The sequence below is a fragment of the Saccharothrix carnea genome, from assembly GCF_003014735.1.
Classification (GTDB): domain Bacteria; phylum Actinomycetota; class Actinomycetes; order Mycobacteriales; family Pseudonocardiaceae; genus Actinosynnema; species Actinosynnema carneum.
Genome location: NZ_PYAX01000005.1, coordinates 94,668 through 112,832, shown reverse-complemented (window position 1 = coordinate 112,832; position 18,165 = coordinate 94,668). Strand labels below are relative to the sequence as shown.

19 protein-coding genes are annotated in these 18,165 nt (G+C 71.2%); 14 read left to right on the top strand and 5 right to left on the bottom strand.

Annotated elements, in window-relative coordinates; translation table 11 throughout:
• Positions 1–170 precede the first annotated feature (170 nt).
• Positions 171–1,274 (bottom strand): FAD-binding oxidoreductase, encoded by a 1,104-nt coding sequence (locus B0I31_RS15360; RefSeq protein WP_106616085.1) that lies wholly within the window; start codon positions 1,272–1,274, stop codon positions 171–173.
• A 510-nt stretch (positions 1,275–1,784) separates the two neighbouring features.
• The gene (locus tag B0I31_RS40625) at positions 1,785–2,165 is read right to left on the bottom strand and encodes a VOC family protein (protein ID WP_181320183.1); all 381 of its coding nucleotides are present in this window, start codon (positions 2,163–2,165) and stop codon (positions 1,785–1,787) included.
• 209 nt (positions 2,166–2,374) lie between these two features.
• Between B0I31_RS40625 and clpB the strand changes: the two genes are divergently transcribed.
• The 6 genes from clpB to B0I31_RS15325 all read left to right on the top strand — a co-directional run bounded on the left by clpB (position 2,375) and on the right by B0I31_RS15325 (position 8,851).
• Positions 2,375–4,957 carry an ATP-dependent chaperone ClpB gene (gene clpB, locus B0I31_RS15350; RefSeq protein WP_106616083.1) on the top strand — a complete coding sequence of 861 codons (2,583 nt, stop codon included), beginning with the start codon at positions 2,375–2,377 and terminating at the stop codon, positions 4,955–4,957.
• A 645-nt stretch (positions 4,958–5,602) separates the two neighbouring features.
• Positions 5,603–6,298, top strand: a complete 696-nt coding sequence (locus tag B0I31_RS15345) for a type III secretion system chaperone family protein (RefSeq protein WP_106616082.1) — start codon at positions 5,603–5,605, stop codon at positions 6,296–6,298.
• Positions 6,295–7,074, top strand: coding sequence for an SDR family NAD(P)-dependent oxidoreductase (locus tag B0I31_RS15340; protein ID WP_106616081.1), 780 nt, complete (start codon positions 6,295–6,297; stop codon positions 7,072–7,074). Before B0I31_RS15345 ends, B0I31_RS15340 begins: the two co-directional genes overlap by 4 nt.
• Before the next feature lie 78 nt (positions 7,075–7,152).
• Positions 7,153–7,506 carry a hypothetical protein gene (locus B0I31_RS15335; RefSeq protein ID WP_106616080.1) on the top strand — a complete coding sequence of 118 codons (354 nt, stop codon included), beginning with the start codon at positions 7,153–7,155 and terminating at the stop codon, positions 7,504–7,506.
• Positions 7,503–8,420 (top strand): WXG100 family type VII secretion target, encoded by a 918-nt coding sequence (locus B0I31_RS15330; protein WP_106616079.1) that lies wholly within the window; start codon positions 7,503–7,505, stop codon positions 8,418–8,420. Before B0I31_RS15335 ends, B0I31_RS15330 begins: the two co-directional genes overlap by 4 nt.
• Entirely contained in the window at positions 8,417–8,851 is a 435-nt protein-coding gene (locus tag B0I31_RS15325; protein WP_106616078.1) for a hypothetical protein, read from the top strand. Before B0I31_RS15330 ends, B0I31_RS15325 begins: the two co-directional genes overlap by 4 nt.
• Positions 8,852–9,180: 329 nt before the next feature.
• On the opposite strand, the gene B0I31_RS15320 is transcribed toward B0I31_RS15325, so the two are convergent.
• The gene (locus B0I31_RS15320) at positions 9,181–9,750 is read right to left on the bottom strand and encodes a hypothetical protein (protein WP_106616077.1); all 570 of its coding nucleotides are present in this window, start codon (positions 9,748–9,750) and stop codon (positions 9,181–9,183) included.
• A gap of 53 nt (positions 9,751–9,803) precedes the next feature.
• Here B0I31_RS15320 and pyrE point away from each other — a divergent pair, with 53 nt between their 5' ends.
• From pyrE to B0I31_RS15295, 5 genes are all read left to right on the top strand, one after another.
• The gene (gene pyrE / locus B0I31_RS15315) at positions 9,804–10,358 is read left to right on the top strand and encodes an orotate phosphoribosyltransferase (protein ID WP_106616076.1); all 555 of its coding nucleotides are present in this window, start codon (positions 9,804–9,806) and stop codon (positions 10,356–10,358) included.
• A 1-nt stretch (position 10,359) separates the two neighbouring features.
• Entirely contained in the window at positions 10,360–11,052 is a 693-nt protein-coding gene (locus tag B0I31_RS15310) for a hypothetical protein (protein ID WP_106616075.1), read from the top strand.
• Positions 11,053–11,117: 65 nt separating this feature from the next.
• Positions 11,118–11,504, top strand: coding sequence for a DUF2784 domain-containing protein (locus tag B0I31_RS15305; protein ID WP_106616074.1), 387 nt, complete (start codon positions 11,118–11,120; stop codon positions 11,502–11,504).
• A 150-nt stretch (positions 11,505–11,654) separates the two neighbouring features.
• Positions 11,655–12,341: a TrmH family RNA methyltransferase gene (locus B0I31_RS42580; protein WP_106616073.1), complete on the top strand. Its 687-nt coding sequence runs from the start codon at positions 11,655–11,657 to the stop codon at positions 12,339–12,341.
• 25 nt (positions 12,342–12,366) lie between these two features.
• Entirely contained in the window at positions 12,367–13,437 is a 1,071-nt protein-coding gene (locus tag B0I31_RS15295) for a glycoside hydrolase family 76 protein (RefSeq protein WP_106616072.1), read from the top strand.
• A 1-nt stretch (position 13,438) separates the two neighbouring features.
• Here B0I31_RS15295 and B0I31_RS15290 read toward each other — a convergent pair whose 3' ends face one another.
• Positions 13,439–14,395, bottom strand: coding sequence for a LacI family DNA-binding transcriptional regulator (locus B0I31_RS15290; RefSeq protein ID WP_106616071.1), 957 nt, complete (start codon positions 14,393–14,395; stop codon positions 13,439–13,441).
• 78 nt (positions 14,396–14,473) lie between these two features.
• On the opposite strand from B0I31_RS15290, the gene B0I31_RS15285 reads away from it, so the two are divergent.
• Together B0I31_RS15285 and B0I31_RS15280 are read left to right on the top strand one after the other, a co-directional pair.
• Complete coding sequence (locus B0I31_RS15285) at positions 14,474–15,298, top strand: PfkB family carbohydrate kinase (RefSeq protein WP_181320224.1); 825 nt, start codon at positions 14,474–14,476, stop codon at positions 15,296–15,298.
• Positions 15,280–15,915 carry a nucleoside/nucleotide kinase family protein gene (locus B0I31_RS15280; protein WP_245949942.1) on the top strand — a complete coding sequence of 212 codons (636 nt, stop codon included), beginning with the start codon at positions 15,280–15,282 and terminating at the stop codon, positions 15,913–15,915. Before B0I31_RS15285 ends, B0I31_RS15280 begins: the two co-directional genes overlap by 19 nt.
• Positions 15,916–15,919: 4 nt before the next feature.
• On the opposite strand, the gene B0I31_RS15275 is transcribed toward B0I31_RS15280, so the two are convergent.
• The gene (locus B0I31_RS15275) at positions 15,920–16,588 is read right to left on the bottom strand and encodes a DedA family protein (RefSeq protein ID WP_106616069.1); all 669 of its coding nucleotides are present in this window, start codon (positions 16,586–16,588) and stop codon (positions 15,920–15,922) included.
• A 139-nt stretch (positions 16,589–16,727) separates the two neighbouring features.
• On the opposite strand from B0I31_RS15275, the gene B0I31_RS15270 reads away from it, so the two are divergent.
• The gene (locus B0I31_RS15270; protein ID WP_106616068.1) at positions 16,728–18,101 is read left to right on the top strand and encodes an FAD-binding oxidoreductase; all 1,374 of its coding nucleotides are present in this window, start codon (positions 16,728–16,730) and stop codon (positions 18,099–18,101) included.
• Positions 18,102–18,165: the final 64 nt, after the last annotated feature.

The window sequence follows — 18,165 nt, the reverse complement described above, 5'->3', positions numbered from 1 at the left end:
GGCGCGTATACCGGCCGTGACCCGGTGCGCGAATCAGGTGTGACCCGGCGCGAATCAGCCAGCCGCAGCTGGAATCGGCGCCTGCGGCGTTGTGAGCGGCTGTGCGGTCAGGTGGTGGCCGGGGCGGGTCACGGGCGTGCGGCGAACGTGAAGAAGTTTCGCGAAGTGGGTTAGTCCAGGGTGAACGGGTCGTACTTGATCCGGTCGAGCGGGGTGCCGGCGACCAGCATCCGGGACACGGTGGCCCGGATCATGGACGGTGAGCCGCACACCAGCACGTCCCGGTCCTCCCACGCCCCGTAGCGCGTGACCACGTCGGCGAGCGTGCCCTGCTCCACGCCGCGCGCACCGGGATCCGACTCGAGCACCGGCACGACGGTCAGCCACGGGTTGGTCATGGCGAACCGCTGCAGGTTGTCCAAGTCGTACAAGTCCTCACGGGTCCGCCCACCCATGAACAGGTGCACCCGCGGGTTCTCGCCCCACTGCGCCATCTCGTCGATGATCGCGTGCATCGGCGCCACACCCGTCCCGCCGGCGACCATCAGCACGTCCCGCCCGGACTTGCGGTCGACGCTGAGCCGACCCATCGGCGGCCCGATGCGCCACACGTCACCCGGCTGGGTGTGCCCGACGACGGACCGGCTGACCCACCCGCCCTCGACCGACCGGATGTGGAACTCGATGATGCCGTCGTCACGGGGCGCGTTCGCGGGCGAGTAGTACCGCCACAGCCGAGCGCGCTGCGGCGTCTCGACGCTCACGTACTGCCCGGCGCGATACCCGACAGGGTGATCCGGCTGCAGCCGCACGACCGCCAGGTCCCAGCTCACCCGCTGGTGCTCCAGCACGGTGGCGTGCCAGTAGGCCGGACCGTCGTCGGCCGCCGCCGCCTCCTGCATCGCCCGCGCCATGATCGTGTACGCCTCGGCCCACGCCATCTCGACCTTCGGCGTCCACGCGGCCCCGGCGAACTTCTTCACCGCCGCCAGCAGCGCCGTGCCCACGGACTCGTAGTGCACGTTCACCACGCCGAACTTGCGGTGGTCGCGCCCGAGCTGCCGCAGGAACGGGATCAGGTCGTCCGGTCTGTCCACCATCTGCACGACGTGGACCAGGGCGCGCAGCAGGCGGCTGCGCTGGACCTCCATGTTCGCGGGGAACATCTCACGGGTCGCCGGCGCGAGGCTGAAGAGCATGCCGTAGAAGAACTTGGCTACCTCTTCGGCGCGCGGCTCCACCACCGCGAAGCTCTCCCGGATCATCCGCACCATAGCGGTGACACCAGGAGGAGGTTCTCGGTGTGGCGGGCTCGGGATGGGGCTCAACACGGCGTTCGCAGTCATGGTCCGGGCGCAGTCTCCACGTTTCTGGCGGCGCCAGCAAGGGCGCTACGTCCTCGTCAAGCTTCCATCCCCGACGAGGGGACACTAACCCGCCAACTGGCCGGTCGACTCCTTGATGCCACCTTCGAGTGCAGTGCGGTCACGGACGGTCGCTCACCGTTCCCGCAAACGAGTGGACATTCCCTACCACGTATACCGAATCCGGCGCTTGCGGCCCACCGCCAGACGCATGCCCCCTCTCGGCACGTGGGCCACGCGACACGGTGGACGTCATCCGGGACGTCCACCGGGCGCGTCCCGCCGAACGTTCACCCTGGTGGCGGCCGGCAGACCGCGCCGGTGCGGTGGGCCGCAGCCGCCTGTGGATTCCCACCTGCGGATTGTGGACAACTGGGCAGCCGGTGTGGACAACCGGCTGCGACATGTGGGTGACGGGTGTCAGGCCTGGTCGGCGCGCTCGGCTGCGCTGCGTTCAACGCAGAACTCGTTGCCCTCCGGATCGGCGAGCACGACCCAGCCCTTGCCGTCCGGCCGGCGCATGTCGGACACCAGCGTCGCACCGAGCCCGAGCAGCCGCTCCACCTCGGCGTCACGGGTCGTGTCGGGCTGCAGGTCCAGGTGGACCCGGTTCTTCACCGCCTTGGGCTCCGGCACCTGGATGAACAGCAGCCCCGGCCCTTCGGCGAGCTCGACCAGCACTTCGGGGTCGCCCGGGGTGTCCTCGTCGGAGATCGGCCGACCGGTCACCTGGCTCCAGAACCGGGCCAGCTCGTAGGCGTCCGCGCAGTCGACGGTGATGTGGTGCACGAGTGATGTCATGGGCTGATCGTCGCGGGCTGGGCTGATCGGGCGCACCCGAGTTTCCGACCGGTCGTGCGCCCCCGTGTCGGCGCGGCCGTGCCGTGGCCCACACCACACCACTTCCACTAGGTTGAGTGGAACTGGCTCAACTTTTCTGACGTTGAGCTGGATGACGGCCGGTGCGCGACACCGGCCCCGCGCACGGAAACACCCGACCGAGGTGAGGAATGGACGCTTTCAACCCGACCACGAAGACGCAGCAGGCCGTGTCCGCCGCCGTGCAGGCGGCGACCATCGCGGGCAACCCCGACGTCGGCCCGGTCCACCTCCTCGGCGCGCTCCTGGCCCAGGGCGACGGCCTGACCGCGCCCCTGCTCTCCGCCGTCGGCGCGGACTCGAAGCAGGTGCACAAGGAGCTGGAACAGCTGGCCAGGGCGCTGCCCGCGGCCAGCGGGTCGTCCGTGTCGGCGCCCCAGTTCTCCCGTGACGCGGTCCGCGTGCTGAGCAAGGCACAGGAACTCGCCACCGAGATGGGTGACGAGTACGTGTCGACCGAGCACCTGCTGGTCGGCCTCGCGCACCACGGCGGCCAGGTCGCCGACCTGCTGCGCCGCCACGGCGCGACCCCGGAGGCGCTCAAGGAGGCGTTCGGCAAGGTCCGCGGCTCGGCGCGGGTCACCAGCCCGGACCCGGAGGGCACCTACCAGGCGTTGGAGAAGTACGGCGTCGACCTGACCGAACGCGCCCGCAAGGGCGAGCTCGACCCGGTCATCGGCCGCAACACCGAGATCCGCCGCGTCGTGCAGGTGCTGTCCCGCCGCACGAAGAACAACCCGGTGCTGATCGGCGAGCCCGGCGTGGGCAAGACGGCGATCGTCGAGGGCCTGGCCCAGCGCATCGTGGCCGGTGACGTGCCCGAGAGCCTGCGCGGCAAGAAGGTCGTCGCGCTCGACCTGGGCGCGATGGTGGCGGGGGCGAAGTACCGGGGCGAGTTCGAGGAGCGGCTGAAGGCCGTGCTCAAGGAGATCACCGACTCCGCGGGCCAGGTCATCACGTTCATCGACGAACTGCACACGATCGTGGGCGCGGGCGCGACCGGCGAGTCCGCCATGGACGCGGGCAACATGATCAAGCCGATGCTGGCCCGCGGTGAGCTGCGCATGGTCGGCGCGACCACCTTGGACGAGTACCGCGAGCACGTCGAGAAGGACCCCGCCCTGGAACGCCGCTTCCAGCAGGTCTTCGTCGGTGAGCCGTCGGTCGAGGACACGATCGGCATCCTGCGCGGCCTCAAGGACCGCTACGAGGTGCACCACGGCGTGCGCATCACCGACGCGGCCCTGGTCGCCGCCGCCACCCTGTCCGACCGGTACATCACCGCCCGCTTCCTCCCGGACAAGGCCATCGACCTGGTGGACGAGTCCGCGTCCCGGCTGCGCATGGAGATCGACTCCCGCCCGGTCGAGATCGACGAGGTCGAACGCGCGGTGCGCCGGCTGGAGATCGAGGAGATGGCGCTGGCCAAGGAGTCGGACCCGGCCTCGGTGGAACGGCTCGCCGCGCTGCGCGCCGAGCTGGCCGAGCAGCGCGAGGACCTGGCCGGGCTGACCGCGCGCTGGCAGAACGAGAAGGGCTCGATCGAGAAGGTCCGCGACCTGAAGGAGCAGCTGGAACAGCTGCGCGGCGAGTCGGAGCGGGCCGAGCGCGACGGCGACCTGGGCCGGGCCGCCGAGCTGCGGTACGGGCGCATCCCGGCGTTGGAGAAGGAGCTGGAGGCGGCCACCCGCACCACCCAGGACGCCGCCGTGATGCTGAAGGAGGAGGTCGGGCCGGACGACGTGGCCGACGTCGTGTCCGCGTGGACGGGCATCCCGGCCGGTCGGCTGCTCGAAGGCGAGACGGCGAAGCTGCTGCGCATGGAGGACGAGCTGGCCAAGCGCGTGGTCGGCCAGGCCGAGGCGGTCCGGGTCGTGTCGGACGCGGTCCGGCGCACCCGCGCGGGCGTGGCGGACCCGGACCGGCCGACCGGCTCGTTCCTGTTCCTCGGTCCGACCGGCGTCGGCAAGACCGAGCTGGCCAAGGCGCTGGCGGAGTTCCTGTTCGACGACGAGCGGGCGATGATCCGCATCGACATGAGCGAGTACTCCGAGAAGCACTCGGTGGCCCGGTTGGTCGGCGCGCCCCCCGGCTACGTCGGCTACGACCAGGGTGGACAGCTGACCGAGAGCGTGCGGCGACGCCCGTACTCGGTGGTGCTGCTCGACGAGGTCGAGAAGGCCCACCCGGACGTGTTCGACGTGCTGCTGCAGGTGCTCGACGACGGCAGGCTCACCGACGGTCAGGGTCGGACGGTGGACTTCCGCAACACCATCCTGGTGCTGACCTCGAACCTCGGCTCGCACGTGATCGCGGACGCCACCCTGGACGAGCGGCAGCGCACCGACGCCGTCATGTCGGTCGTGCGGACGCACTTCAAGCCGGAGTTCCTCAACCGGCTGGACGACGTCGTGGTGTTCCACTCGCTGGCCACCGAGGAGCTGACGTCCATCGTGGACATCCAGGTCGACCGGCTCGGTCGGCGGCTCGCGCAGCGCCGGCTGACCCTGGAGGTCACCCCCGCCGCCCGCGAGTGGCTCGCGCTGAACGGCTTCGACCCGGTTTACGGCGCCCGGCCGTTGCGGCGGCTGGTGCAGTCGTCGATCGGTGACCAGCTGGCGAAGGAGCTGCTGGCGGGCGAGGTGCGTGACGGGGACACGGTGAAGGTGGAGGTGCTGGACGACCACTCGGGCCTGATCGTCGGCCGGGCTTGATCGCGCTGGCTCGTCCGTGGTCGAGGCCGGGAGCCGCTGCTCTCGGCTTCGCCGGGTGGCCGCTGGGCGCGGCGGACGGGGTGACGCGGTCGGCTGCCGGCCACCGGGCACGTGCTCGGTCGGCGGCGCGTCGTGCCGGCTGATGTCTCGCTGTCCCGCTTTCGCGGGTCACGCCTGCGCGGCGTCCAGCTTCTCGCTACCCCGCCGTCGCCGCGTCAGGTGTCGCCTGCCATCGGTGGCTCGGCGCTGACCGACTCGCTGTGCCCGACATCCGGGTCCGGCGGTTCACTGTCCCGGCACCCGGCACCCGGCACCCGGCACCCGGCACCCGGCACCCGGCACCCGGCACCCGGCACCCGGCACCCGGCGTCGCGGCATCCGACGCTCCGAGTTGGCTCCGCAGGGGTCCCCGACCGGGGGACCCCTGTTTTTTACTCTGCCGGCGCGGACCGACAGAGGGCGAGTGGCGGGCGGCTGCCTGTGGACAACGCTGTGGCCTGTGGATAAGTCGGAACGCGCGCCTGCGCGGTGGGTCGTGGCAGGGGTCGTGGTGGGCCTGCGATCCGGGTAACAGCTTGATCCGTTCGCGCGACCCACGCCTCAAGTGATCTTCGTTTGTTCACCGCAGCCCGCTACTCTCGCACCGTGGGCATACCGGCGTGGGTCTGGTTCACCGTCGCCGCGGTAGCGGGCGTCGCGGGGTTCGCCCTGCTCGCGACCGACCGGGCACAGCGAACCGCGCGTAACCGCGAACGCCGCCGCTGGGCGGCGCTGCGCGGCTGGCAGTTCGAGGAGACCGACCACGTGCTGCCCACCCGCTGGGAGAGCGGCGCGATCGCCTACTACGGCGCGGGCGTGGCCAAGGACGTCGTCGCGGGCTCCACCTTCACCGCGGACGGCCGCCGCCAGGTCTACGTGCTCGACCACGAGACCAGCGGCAAGGTCAACTCCGTCCTCGTGGGCGTGCGCTGCCGCCGTGCGCTGTCCGTGGTCATCGAGCTGTGGCTGCCGAGCGTGCCGTTCCAGCGCGACCAGATGCCCGACCTGCTCGGACCGGTCGGCTCGCGGTACGCGTTCGTCAGCGAGCTGCCCGCCGCCCGCAAGCTCATCACCCCCGACCTGGTCGACGCCGCCGAGGAGATCGGCGGGGACGTCACGGTCGTCTGGCTGGAGGATGACTGGGTGCTCGCCGCCGCACCGCCCAACTCCACCCCGGCCCGCCTGGAACGGCTGCTGCGCGACCTCGGCGAACTCGCCGACGTGATCGACCCGTTCGAGGCCGATCCCGAGGCCGACGCCGGTGGCGAGGTCCACCGCCCGCAGTTCGGGCGCAAGCCGTGACGCCGCCGACCGCCCTGGTGACGGGCGCGTCGTCGGGCATCGGCGCCGCGTTCGCCCGCAGGCTCGCCGCCGAGGGCCACGACCTGGTGCTGGTCGCCCGCGACGAGCAGCGGCTGGAGGAGACGGCGGCCAAGCTGCGCGCCGCGCACGGCATCACCGCCGAGGTGCTGCCCGCCGACCTGGCCACCGACACCGGCCGCGCCGAGGTCGCCGACTTCCTCGCCGAACGCGAGGTCGACCTGCTGGTCAACAACGCGGGCTTCGCCCTCTCGGCCGAGTTCTTCGCCGCCGACCCGGTCGAACTGCAGTCCCAACTGGACGTGAACGTGACCAGCGTGCTGAGGCTGACCCGCGCGGCGCTGCCCGGGATGGTGGCACGCGGGCGCGGAGCTGTGGTCAACGTGTCCAGCGTCGCCGGGTTCCTGCCCGGCCGCGGCACGACCTACAGCGCGGACAAGGCGTGGGTGACGTCGTTCTCCGAGGGCATGGCGATGGCCACGGCGGGCACGGGTGTGCGCGTGATGGCGTTGTGCCCCGGTTTCGTGCGCACCGAGTTCCACCAACGGGCGAAGATCGACATGTCGAAGACGCCCGACCTGCTCTACCTCGACGCCGACCGGGTGGTGCACGACTGCCTCGCCGACCTGCGCTCGGGCAAGGTGCTGTCCGTGCCGGGTGCCCAGTACAAAGCCATCACGTTGTTCGCGCGCCTGGTTCCGCGTGCGCTGGTCAGGCGGATAGCCTCCCGCGCGGCGGGCGGACGTGGTCGCACCTGATCGCACTGGGAAGAGTCGGGAACCTGAACCCGGTCCGGTCCGTCCCACTCCACTAGTTGGAACAGGGAGGAACCGTCCATGGGCGAGCAGTTCACAGTGGAGCCGCCTGAGCTCCGCGGCTACGGCGAGTTGCTGGCGCGCAACGCGCAGCACTTCATGACGATCAAGGAGCACGCGATCTCCAAGGGCGGCGACACCTCCGGGTTCACCGGCCTGCTCTCGCTGTTGCAGCCCATCGTCACCGGCGTGGCGTCCCTGTACGGGGAGACCCTCGACTTCGCGAACCAGATGATGGTCAAGGAGGCGGAGAGCCTCAACAAGGCCGCCGACATGTACGAGAAGAACGAGGAGATGGTGATGAGCGTGCTCGACCGGGTGCTCGCCCAGCTCCACTCCGTGGCCGAGGCTCCGTCGCTCGGAGGTGGCCGATGACCACGTACGCGGATGTCGAAGACCCGTCGGCCGCGCTCAGCGCCGCGGCGGAGGACCGGCCCGGCCGGCAGTCGACCAAGGAGCTCATCGAGAAGGCCGGCTGGAAGATCCAGGGCGTCAACTGGATCTACGAGAAGGTCACCGGTGAGAACCTGCTCGACGCGCTGATCAAGCCGCTGCTCGGCGACTTCGAGAAGATCGACGAGAACGCCAACGCGTGGGACCGGGTGGCCAAGGCCCTGGACTCCGTGCGGCACAACGTGGACGCGGGCGCCGAGCAGCTGTCGTCGCACTGGGACGGTGACGCGGCGAAGGCGTTCGAGACGCGCATGGGCACCATGTGGGTGATCGCCATCGAGGCGGACTCGCAGATCGCGCGGATCATCGGCAACCAGTTCCGTTCGACGGCCAGCACCTGTCGCACGGCGTGCGGGCTGGCGTTGACGCTGCTGGACATGCTGGTCGGCAAGCTGATGGAAGCCGCGATGACGGCGTGGATCCCGGTCGTCGGCTGGGGCCGCGCGGTGTGGATGGTCTACGACGCGATCCAGATCGTGGACGCCATCCGCAAGATCATCATCTCCATCCAGACGCTGATCGAGGGCGTGCAGGGGATGATCGACGGCATCGTGGCCATGGGCACCGCGCTGTCGAAGCTGAAGGACGTGCGGGACGTCGGCGACCTGCTCGACGTGGTCGACGGGTACCAGGACGGCAAGGAGAAGTACGACAACGGCGTGGCCGCGGCGAAGTCCGGCGCGATCGGTGTCGGGTTGGGCGCCTACAGCCTCGGCAAGGCGGGCAACGCGGCCGGCGGGCGCTACAACCAGCCGCCGCCCACATCCCCGGCGCCTGCTCCGGCCGGGGCGAGTTCGGGTTCCGGTTCGGGTTCGGGTGGAGGTGGGGGGCAGTGACGTTCCCGTATGACAAGGCTCGGCTGGACTCGCTGGTCGCCGATGTCGAGCGCCGGATGGCGAACGTCGAGGAGACCGCGCGGGCGGCGAGCCAGGTGCAGCTGCGGTCGCGTGGGCTGACGCAGGCCGACTTCGCGGAGATCTCGCGGGTCGCCCACAGTCCGAACGCGCCCCGTGAGCTGAAGGAACTGGCACGGCGGGTCGACGCGGGTGAGATGTCCTGGCAGGACATCGCGTCCGGGCGGGCCGTGGACGACGAGGGCGTCCAGCGCGCTCTGCAGACGGGTGTCCCCGACCTCCAGCGTGCGTACACGGCGATCCAGGAGGGCAACGACCCGGAGGACGTCATCTCCGCCGGCACTCCGAAGCCGGGTGGGCGGCGCGACGATGACGACGACGAGCCGAACAAGTTTACCGAGGACGCCTGGTAGGAGGTGTCCCGGAGCGGCGTCTGCTGGACGACCTGAGGTTGGGGCGTCTGGCAGACGAGGCGGGGTCGGGTTCGGCGTTGTGGGGTTCACCGAGTTGTCCACAGGTGCCGACCTGACCATCCCGAATTGTCAGACCTTGGGGGCAGAATAAAAGCAGGGGTCCCCTGGAGGGGACCTCTGCTTTGGCGTTCGTTGTGGATTGAGAGCTTGAAAAAGAACTAGAAGCGTCCTCGCCGGACGGGCAGATCAGCAGGATGACCCCGCCGTTGGCGAGTCCCGCGCCGCCTGACTGGCGGTCGGTTTCGAGCTCGTACGCGGATAGCGCCGGCTCAGGTCAACGTGGGGAAGTCGAAGCCGCCGGGGCTGGTGTGGTTGGTTCCCACCCCGCGCACCACGTCGTAGGCCACGGCCGCGGCGATGGCCAGTGAGCGGATCGGGTCAGGGGTGCCCGGACGGAGGGTCAGCACGTCACGCCGCACGCGCCGCCCGTCCCGCTTCACGATCGCGCCCGGGCTGAAGGACGCCACCTCGTGCAGCAGGCACAAGCGCTGCCCGGCCGCGTCGAGCAGGCCGTAAGCGCCGTGACCCTCGTGCCGCACGGAACCGGCCACGGCGCCGTTCGGCCACGTCACCCGTGCCGGCGGCTTGCCGGCGCCCTTGCGGATCAGCAGGAGTTGTCGTCCGCGGTCGGCGAGGGCCAGGTCGAAAGTGGTCCGGCCGGAGAACGCGGTGGCGCGCAACAGCTTCCGCAGCGGCCCGACGAAACCGCGTTCGGACACCGACGCGACCAACGCGCCCCGCCCGTCGTAGACGTCGTTTCGGTACCGGGTGCCCAGCAGGTGGCGCAGCACGCCCCAGGGCTGCTCGATGATCAAGGTGTCGGTGCCGGGAAGGGTCACGGTGTGCCAGCGTACGGCGCGGTATGACACTCTTGGGACCCGTGCGAGCTGAAGTGGTCCTGGACGCCGCGGCGAAGGCCGAGTTGGCGCGGTTGGTGAGCGAGTTGGCCGTGGTGCACGGCAAGGTGACGTTGTCCTCGGGTGCCGAGGCCGACTACTACATCGACCTGCGCCGGGCGACGCTGCACCACGCCGCGTCCCCGCTGATCGGCAGGCTGCTCCGGCAGCTCACCGCCGACTGGGACTACGTCGCGGCGGGCGGGTTGACGCTGGGTGCCGACCCGGTGGCGTGCGCGATGATGCACGCCGCGGCGGGCGCGGGTGAGGTGCTGGACGCGTTCGTCGTGCGCAAGTCCGCCAAGCAGCACGGCATGCAGCGCCAGATCGAGGGCATCGAGGTCGCCGGGCAGCGGGTCCTCGCGGTCGAGGACACCTCCACCACCGGTGGCAGCGTGCTGACCGCCGTCGAGGCACTGCGCGCGCACGGCGCCACGGTGGTCGGCGTCGCGACGGTCGTGGACCGCGGCACGGGCGCGCGCGAGGTGATCGAGGAGGCCGGGCTGCCGTACCGGTACCTGCTGGACCTGGCCGACCTGGGCCTGGCCTGACATGGTCAGCGGGCTGGTCCTGCTGCTGGTGATCGTGGCGATCCTCGGTGCGGGGGTCGCCGTGGGGTTGTCGCGGCGCAAGCGCAACCCGTTCACGAACCAGCAGTTCGTGAACCAGTGGGAGCAGCAGATGCGGGCGCTGGAGGCGTCCCTCGGGTGGCGGTTCGTCGCCGAGGACCAGGGCTTCCAGGAACGCGTGCCGCAGATCGGGCGGATGCTGGAGGCCGACCGGAGCCGGGTGAAGTTCCAGCTCGTCGGCCACTGGCGCGGTGTGCCCGTGCTGGCCGTCGAGGTGGTGTTCCGCACGGACAACGTGGTCACGTCGGAGTACCGCACCTACGCGGTGGTGGTCGTGCCGCGCCCGATGCCGGGGCCGTGGGTGCTGATCAGCCCGCGCAACGACAGCGTGTGGGGCCTGTTCGAGCAGTTCGTGGAGACCGGCGACCCGGTGTTCGACGGCCGCTACGAGGTGCGCCGGCGCAACCCGGCGTTCGCCTCGGCCCTGCTCGGCTCGGGCCTCACCCAGGCGTTGCTGCAGGACCCGCGGGCGAACGGGGTGGCGATCGCGTTCGACGAGCACAACCTCGCCGCCGCCGTGCCCGGCCCCCTGCTGCAGGCGCCGCTGGCCCACCTGGCCGACCTGTTGCTGGACGTGGCGGGTCGCGTGCCGTGGCAGGCACTGCCCCGGGGCTGAGCACACCGGACAAATCGGCGGACACGTGATCGCCGGCGGCCTACTCTGGCAGCAGGGAGGTCGCTATGGTCGCGCGTGCTCTGGCCGAACTGGTCATGGTGGTGCACTTCGCCGTCCTGGCCTTCCTCGTGGTCGGGGGCTTCCTGGCCTGGCGCTGGCCGAGGGTCCTGTACTTCCACCTGGCGATGGCCACCTGGGGCCTGCTGATCGTGCTGTTCCCGTTCGCCTGCCCCCTGACCTGGCTGGAGAACGAACTCCGCGCCGCCGCCGGCCAGCCGCGACTGGTGAACGGCTTCATCGACACCTACATCGACGGCGTCCTCTACCCGGACTCCGCGGCACGCCTGGTGCAGGTGCTCGTGGCACTCGTCGTGATCGCCTCCTGGACCGGCTACCGCCTGAAGCGACGCGTTGAACAGACCTCCCCGACTCGTCCCGAGGCTTGGCGCTGAATCGGTGTAGCGGCCCGATCGGCTAGTCGAGGTACATCTCGCTGACCGCGCGGAACCTGCCCGGTTGCCGGGAGGTCGGCTTGAAGCTCGACATGCCGTCGCTGCCGGCCTGACTACGATCGCCACGGTCTTTCCGGAGTCGGGGGTGACGTGGTCCAGCGAGTGGTGCTCGAAGGGTTTCACGCGGTCAAGCACGCGGTTCGGTTCGGGGCGGTGGTGGTGGACGTGGTGGTGCTCGATCGGGAGAAGGCGGTCGGGTTGGCGAGGTCGCACGCGTCCGACTTGGTGGAGGTCTTCGAGGCTGCTCGGGTGGTGTCGGCCGGTGAGTTCGAGCGGGTGGTGGGGCGGTCGCACCCGACCGGGGTCGGGGGGGTGGCCGAACGGCCTGTGGTCGAGCTGGGGCGTGGTGGGCCGCTGGTGCTGTTGGACAACCCGCGCAACCTGGGGAACTTCGGTGCGGTGATCAGGGTGGCGGCCGGGCTCGGGGCGGGTGGGGTTCTGTCGTTGGGTGACGTGGACCCGTGGCACCCGAACGTGCTGCGCGGGAGTGCGGGGTTGCACTTCGCGTTGCCCGTGGCGCGGTTGGGCGGGCTCGAGGAGGTCCGCGGCACGGTGATCGCGTTCGACGCCGGCGGGCAGGAGTTGCGGGACGTGCGGATCCCGGACGACGCCGTGCTGGCCTTCGGCTCGGAACGGCACGGGCTGTCCGCTGACGTGCGGGAACGGGCCGATCTCGTCGTTTCGCTGCCCATGCGGCCGAAGGTGTCCAGCTACAACCTGACCACCAGCGTCGCCATGGGGCTCTACCACTGGGAACTGTTCCGACGAGCTTCTTGAACGGTTCAGTCGGCACGCTGGTGAGGTGACCACTCCGAAGCTCCTGGCCGCGCGCGCCGGTGTGGCCGAACGCGCGGTCGAGTCCCGGCACCTGCGTCGGGTCTGGGGAGTGCCGGGCACGGTCCTCGGCGCGGTCGCCTGGCCGCCGGACTGGTCGAGCCGGGCGCACGTCCGGTTCAGCTACTGGTGGCAGGCGCACCTGCTCGACTGCGTCCTCGACGCCCAGCTCCGCGCACCGAGGCAAGCGCGGGTGGCGCTCGTGCGGCGGCTCGTGCGCGGCATCAGGCTGCGCAACCTGGTCGGCTGGACCAACGACTACTACGACGACGTGGCCTGGCTCGGGCTGGCGCTGCTCCGCGCCGAACGGGAGGTCGGCATCGCCAGGCCGAAGGCCGTCGCCACGATCGCCGACCGGCTCCGCGAGGGCTGGACCGACCACGGCGGCGGCGGGATCTGGTGGCGGCGCGACGACGACTTCAAGAACGTGCCCGCCAACGGCCCGGCCGCGATCTTCTTCGCCCGCCTCGGCGCGCGGGCCGACCTCGGCCGCGCCCGGTCCATCGTGGACTGGGTCGAGGACAAGCTGGTCGACCCTGAGACCGGACTGGCGTGGGACGGGCTGCACGTCCACCCGGACGGCACGGTCCGCGAGATCGAGAAGAACCTCTACACCTACTGCCAGGGCGTGCTGCTCGGCGCGTGCGTGGAGCTGGGCGGGCGCTACCAGGACAAGGCGGCGCGGATCATCGACGGCGTCGACAAGCACCTGGCCACCGACGGCGTCCTGCGCGGGCACGGCGGCGGCGACGGCGGGCTGTTCGGCGGCATCCTCACCCGCTACCTCGCGCAGGCCGCGCTGCGGCTGGACCGGCCCCAGGCGGCACGGGCGGCAGACCTCGTGTTCAGCTCGGCGAACGCGGTGTGGGCGAACCGGACCGCGGTGGTGAGCGGCCCGCTGTTCGGCGCGGAGTGGTCGGAGCCCGCGGTGAAGGGCAACGGCCCGGAGCGCGACCTGTCCGTCCAGCTGGGAGGGTGGATGGCGGTGGAGGCCGCCGCCTTGTTGGAGCGCAACGACATCACCCCGTCACGGGCCTGACTCAGTGGCAGCCGCACGACCGGCGGTGCCGCAGCACGGGTGGCAGCCGGATCGTCTCCGGTTCCCGGTCCGGGTCCTCGATGCGGGCCAGCAGCAGCCGCACCGCCGTGCGGCCGATCTCCTCCACCGGCTGCGCCATCGCGGTCAGCGGCGGGTCGACCAGCTCGGCCCACTCGACCTCGTCGTAGGTCACCAGCGCCAGCTCCGAGCCGATCCGCACGCCCCGCGCGCGAGCCGTGTGCAGCACGTCCATCAGCACCTGGTGGTCGCTCACCACGACCCCCGACACCCGTCCGAGCAGCGGGTCCAACGACGGCCGCACCAGCTCCTCGTCCCACGCCAGCCCCGCCCGGCCCAGCCCGAGCCGGTAGCCGAGCACCCGCTCGTCGGTGGTCGCGAGCCCCGGCTGCCCCGACACCAGCCCGATCCGCCGGTGACCCAGCTCCGCCAGGTGCCGGACCAGGGTGGACGTCGCCTGCACGTTCTCCGGGCCGACCTGGTCGACGTCCTTGGCCACGGTGAGCCGGTCCACCAGCACCGTCGGCACGCCGAGCCGGCGCAGTTCGGGCAACGCGGCCGAGCCGGACGTCGGCGTGAGCAGCACTCCGTCCACCCGCCGTGAGCGCAGCATCCGCACTGCGGCCTGCTCGGACTCGGCGGTGTCCCGGGTGTCGATCAGGACCAGCGTGTAGCCCGCCCTGGTGGCCTCGCTCTCGATCGCCGCGATCAGCTCGGCGAAGTACGGGTGCGACACCAGCGACACGGCGAGGCCGAGCGACTTCGTGCCGCCCGTGACGAGCGAGCGCGCGATGGCGTCACCGGTGTAACCGGTCTCCTCGATGGCCTTGAGCACCCGCTCCCTGGTCGCCGGGGCGACCGACCTGGTCTCGTTGATCACGTGTGAGACCGTGGTGATGGAGACGCCGGCGAGACTGGCGACCTCCCGCATGGTGACCATGGACTCGTCCCCGTTTCGGGCTTGCGCAAGCGATTGCGTGGGAACTTTACCTGCTAGGAGGGACGTGCCGTGGCTTCTGTGCTGTGTGTCGGGCTGACGACCGTGGACGTGAGCCAGCGAGTCGCCGAGTTCCCGGTCCCCGGCCAGAAGGTGCAGTCCCTCGGCGTGCACCTGGCACCCGGCGGTCCGGCGGCGAACGCGGCACGCGCGGTGGCCGCGCTGGGGCACCGGGCGGTGCTGCTGACCGCGTTGGGCGGCGAGCTCGGCGACTTCGCCCGGTCCCGGCTGCACCCGGTGGAGGTGCACTCGGTCGGCGCGGGCGGCCCGGCGTTGAGCATGGTCGCGGTGCGCGAGCGCGACGGCGAGCGGACGGTGATCTCGCGCAACGCGGCGGGCTTCGACGTGGCCGCCACCGTCGACCCGGCCCTGGTCGAGGCGGCGGACGTGGTGCTGGTGGACGGCCACCTCGGTCCGCTCGCGCTGCGGGCCGCCCGGCTCGCGAGACGCGCGGGTGTGCCCGTGGTGCTGGACGCGGGCAGCTGGAAGCCCGTGCTGGACGACCTGCTGCCGCTGGTGGACGTCGCCGCGTGCTCGGCCGCGTTCGAGCTGTCGGAGGCCGAGGTGCACGCGCGCGGCGTGCCGCTGGTGATCCGCACGCACGGCCCGCGTCCCGTCACCTGGTCGCGTGGTGGTGCCACCGGCTCGCAACCGGTACCTGTTGTCGAGACGCGCGACACCAACGGAGCGGGCGACGTGTGGCACGGTGCGCTGGCGGTCGCGATCGCCCGGGGCCTGGCGGTGGACGACGCCGTCCGGTGGGCGAACGAGGTCGCCGCGGTGCGGGTGCGCCACACCGCGTGGGACTGGGTGGAGGAGTTGGGACGGTGGCGGGACAGCGGGTGAAGTTCGACGAGCTGGTCGACCGGGCGCGGCTGCTGGTGGACACCGGCGAGCGCAAGCTGCTGGGCATCGGCGGCGCGCCCGGCTCGGGCAAGTCGACGCTGGCGCGCCGGCTGGTCGACGCGCTGGGCGACGACGCCGCCCTGGTCGGCATGGACGGCTTCCACCTGGCCCAGCGCGAGCTGGACCGACTCGGCGTGGCCGACCGCAAGGGCGCGCCGGACACGTTCGACATTCCCGGCTACGTCGACCTGCTCGGCCGGTTGAAGGCGTGCGGGCCGGACGTCGTGTACGCGCCGGAGTTCCGCCGCGAGATCGAGGAGCCGATCGCGTGCGCGGTACCCGTCGACCCGGCCGTGCCGCTGGTCGTCACCGAGGGCAACTACCTGCTGCTGCAGTACGACAAGTGGAAGCGCGTGCGGGTGGTGCTGGACGAGGCCTGGTTCCTGATGATCGACGAGGACCTGCGGGTGGCGCGGCTGATCGACCGGCACGTCCGGTACGGCCGGTCGGTCGAGGAGGCGCGCGAACGCGTGCTGCACGGCACCGACCACGTGAACGCGCTCATGGTGAACGCGTCCAAGTCGGCCGCCGACCTGGTGATCACCGAAGTGCTGTGACGCGTCAGGACGCCGTCGTGGTCACCTCTTCGTCCACCGGCTTCTTCATCTCCTGCCGGTACCGGTAGAGGCCGTAGGCCGTGCCGCCGACGAAGAACGCGATGCTGACGATCACCGCGACCGTCTCCAGCCACGGCACCGCGGTCAGCAGCCCCGCGCCGTAGTAGCCGGCCAGCACCAGCGTCGGCACCCACGCGATCGCGCCGATCGTCGTGGCGAGCATGAACCGCTTCGGGTCCATCCGCGCCGCGCCCGCGATCATCGGCGCCAGCGTGCGGACCCACGGGATCCAGCGGGCCAGCACGATCGCCCAGAAGCCCCGGCGGTCGAGGAAGTCGCGGGCCTTGGCGAGGTTCTCCTTGTTGAGGACCTTGCCGCCGCGGCGGGCGAGCAGACGCGTGCCGGTGTGCCTGCCGATGTAGTAGCCGATCTGGTTGCCCACGACGGCCACGGCGAGCGCGACCCCCGAGAGCAGCCAGGCGGACAGCTCGGCGTCGTGGGACGCGAGCACCACACCGGCGGCGAACAGCAGCGAGTCGCCGGGCAGGAACAGGCCGAAGATGAAGGCGCACTCGAAAAAGATGAAGCTCAGCGTGATCAGCCACACGGCCAACGGGCCTGCGGAATCGAGCTGAACGAATGCGACAGCCTCGGACGATGCGGACAACACCACGAACGCAGCCTACGTGGGAGCAGGGGGTCGGCTGGGCGACATGGGGATAACGCCTTGCCGAAGCCTCGGCGTCACTGCGGTGAGTGCGGGCCCGAACACGGGCTGGAGTGATCGGCGTCACGCGGGCTAGCGTGGAGGGATGCAGTCGCTGCTAGCCGAACTCCGCTCCGCTGTCGGCGCCGACGCGGTGCTGACCGACGTCGACGTCACCGCGAGCTATCAGCGCGACATGATGCCGCTGGCGCCCTACGGGCAGCCGCTGGCGGTCGTGCTGCCGACGTCCGCGGAACAGGTGCAGGCGGTGGTGAGGGCTTGTGCGGCGGCGCGGACGCCGATCGTGCCGCGCGGTGCGGGCAGCGGGCTGTCCGGTGCGGCGAACGCCGTCGACGGGTGTGTGGTGTTGGTCACCACGAAGATGAACGCCATCGTGGAGATCGACCCGGACAACCGGCTGGCCGTGGTCGAACCCGGCGTGGTGAACCTCGACCTGCGCGGCGCGGTGGAGAAGCACGGGCTGTTCTACCCACCCGACCCCTCCAGCTACGACTGGTGCACGATCGGCGGCAACCTGTCCACCAACGCGGGCGGGCTGTGCTGCGTGAAGTACGGCGTGACCACCGACTCCGTGCTCGGGCTGGACGTGGTGCTGGCAGACGGCGAACTGCTGCGCACCGGGCGGCGGACCGTCAAGGGCGTGGCCGGGTACGACCTGACCAAGCTGTTCATCGGCAGCGAGGGCACGCTCGGCGTGATCACCAGGGCGACCCTGGCGCTGCGCCCGCTGCCGCAGGCGCCGGCGACGCTGGTGGCCGCGTTCAACAGCACGGCGGACGCGGGCGCGGCGGTGAGCCGGGTGGTGACCGAGGGCATCGTGCCGTCGCTGATGGAGATCATGGACCGCACGTCCATCCGGGCCGTCGAGCAGTACCTGAAGACCGACCTGAACGCCGACGCGGCGCTGCTGCTGTGCCAGTCCGACTCGGGCGGCGAGGCGGGGCGGCACGAGCTCGCCGCGATCGAGCAGGCGTGCGTGGCGGCGGGCGCGGAGCTCGTCTACGCGACCGAGGACCTCGGCGAGGGACGTGACCTGCTGACCGCGCGGCGGGCCGTGCTGACCGCGCTGGAGGTCTACGGCGCGTGGCTGACCGACGACGTGTGCGTGCCGCGGACGAGGATCGCCGACCTGATCGCCGGGTGCGAGCGGATCAGCGGGTCGGTGGGGCTGCGGATCGCCGTGGTCGGGCACGCCGGCGACGGCAACATGCACCCCACGATCGTCTACGACCCGGCGTCGGCGGACGAGTTCGCGCGGGCGCGGCGGGCGTTCGACGAGATCCTGGCCCTGGGGCTGGACCTCGGCGGCACGATCACCGGCGAGCACGGCGTCGGCAAGATCAAGCGCGAGTGGCTGGCCCGCGAGATCGGGCCGATCGGCCTGCGCGTCCACCGCGGGATCAAGCGCGCGCTGGACCCGGAGAACCTGTTCAACCCGGGCTCGATGTTCAGTGTCTGATCGCCGCTGCTCCGCAGACGGCGGGCTCGGTCGCCCGGACGACCGACGCGACCTCGCGGGTGGC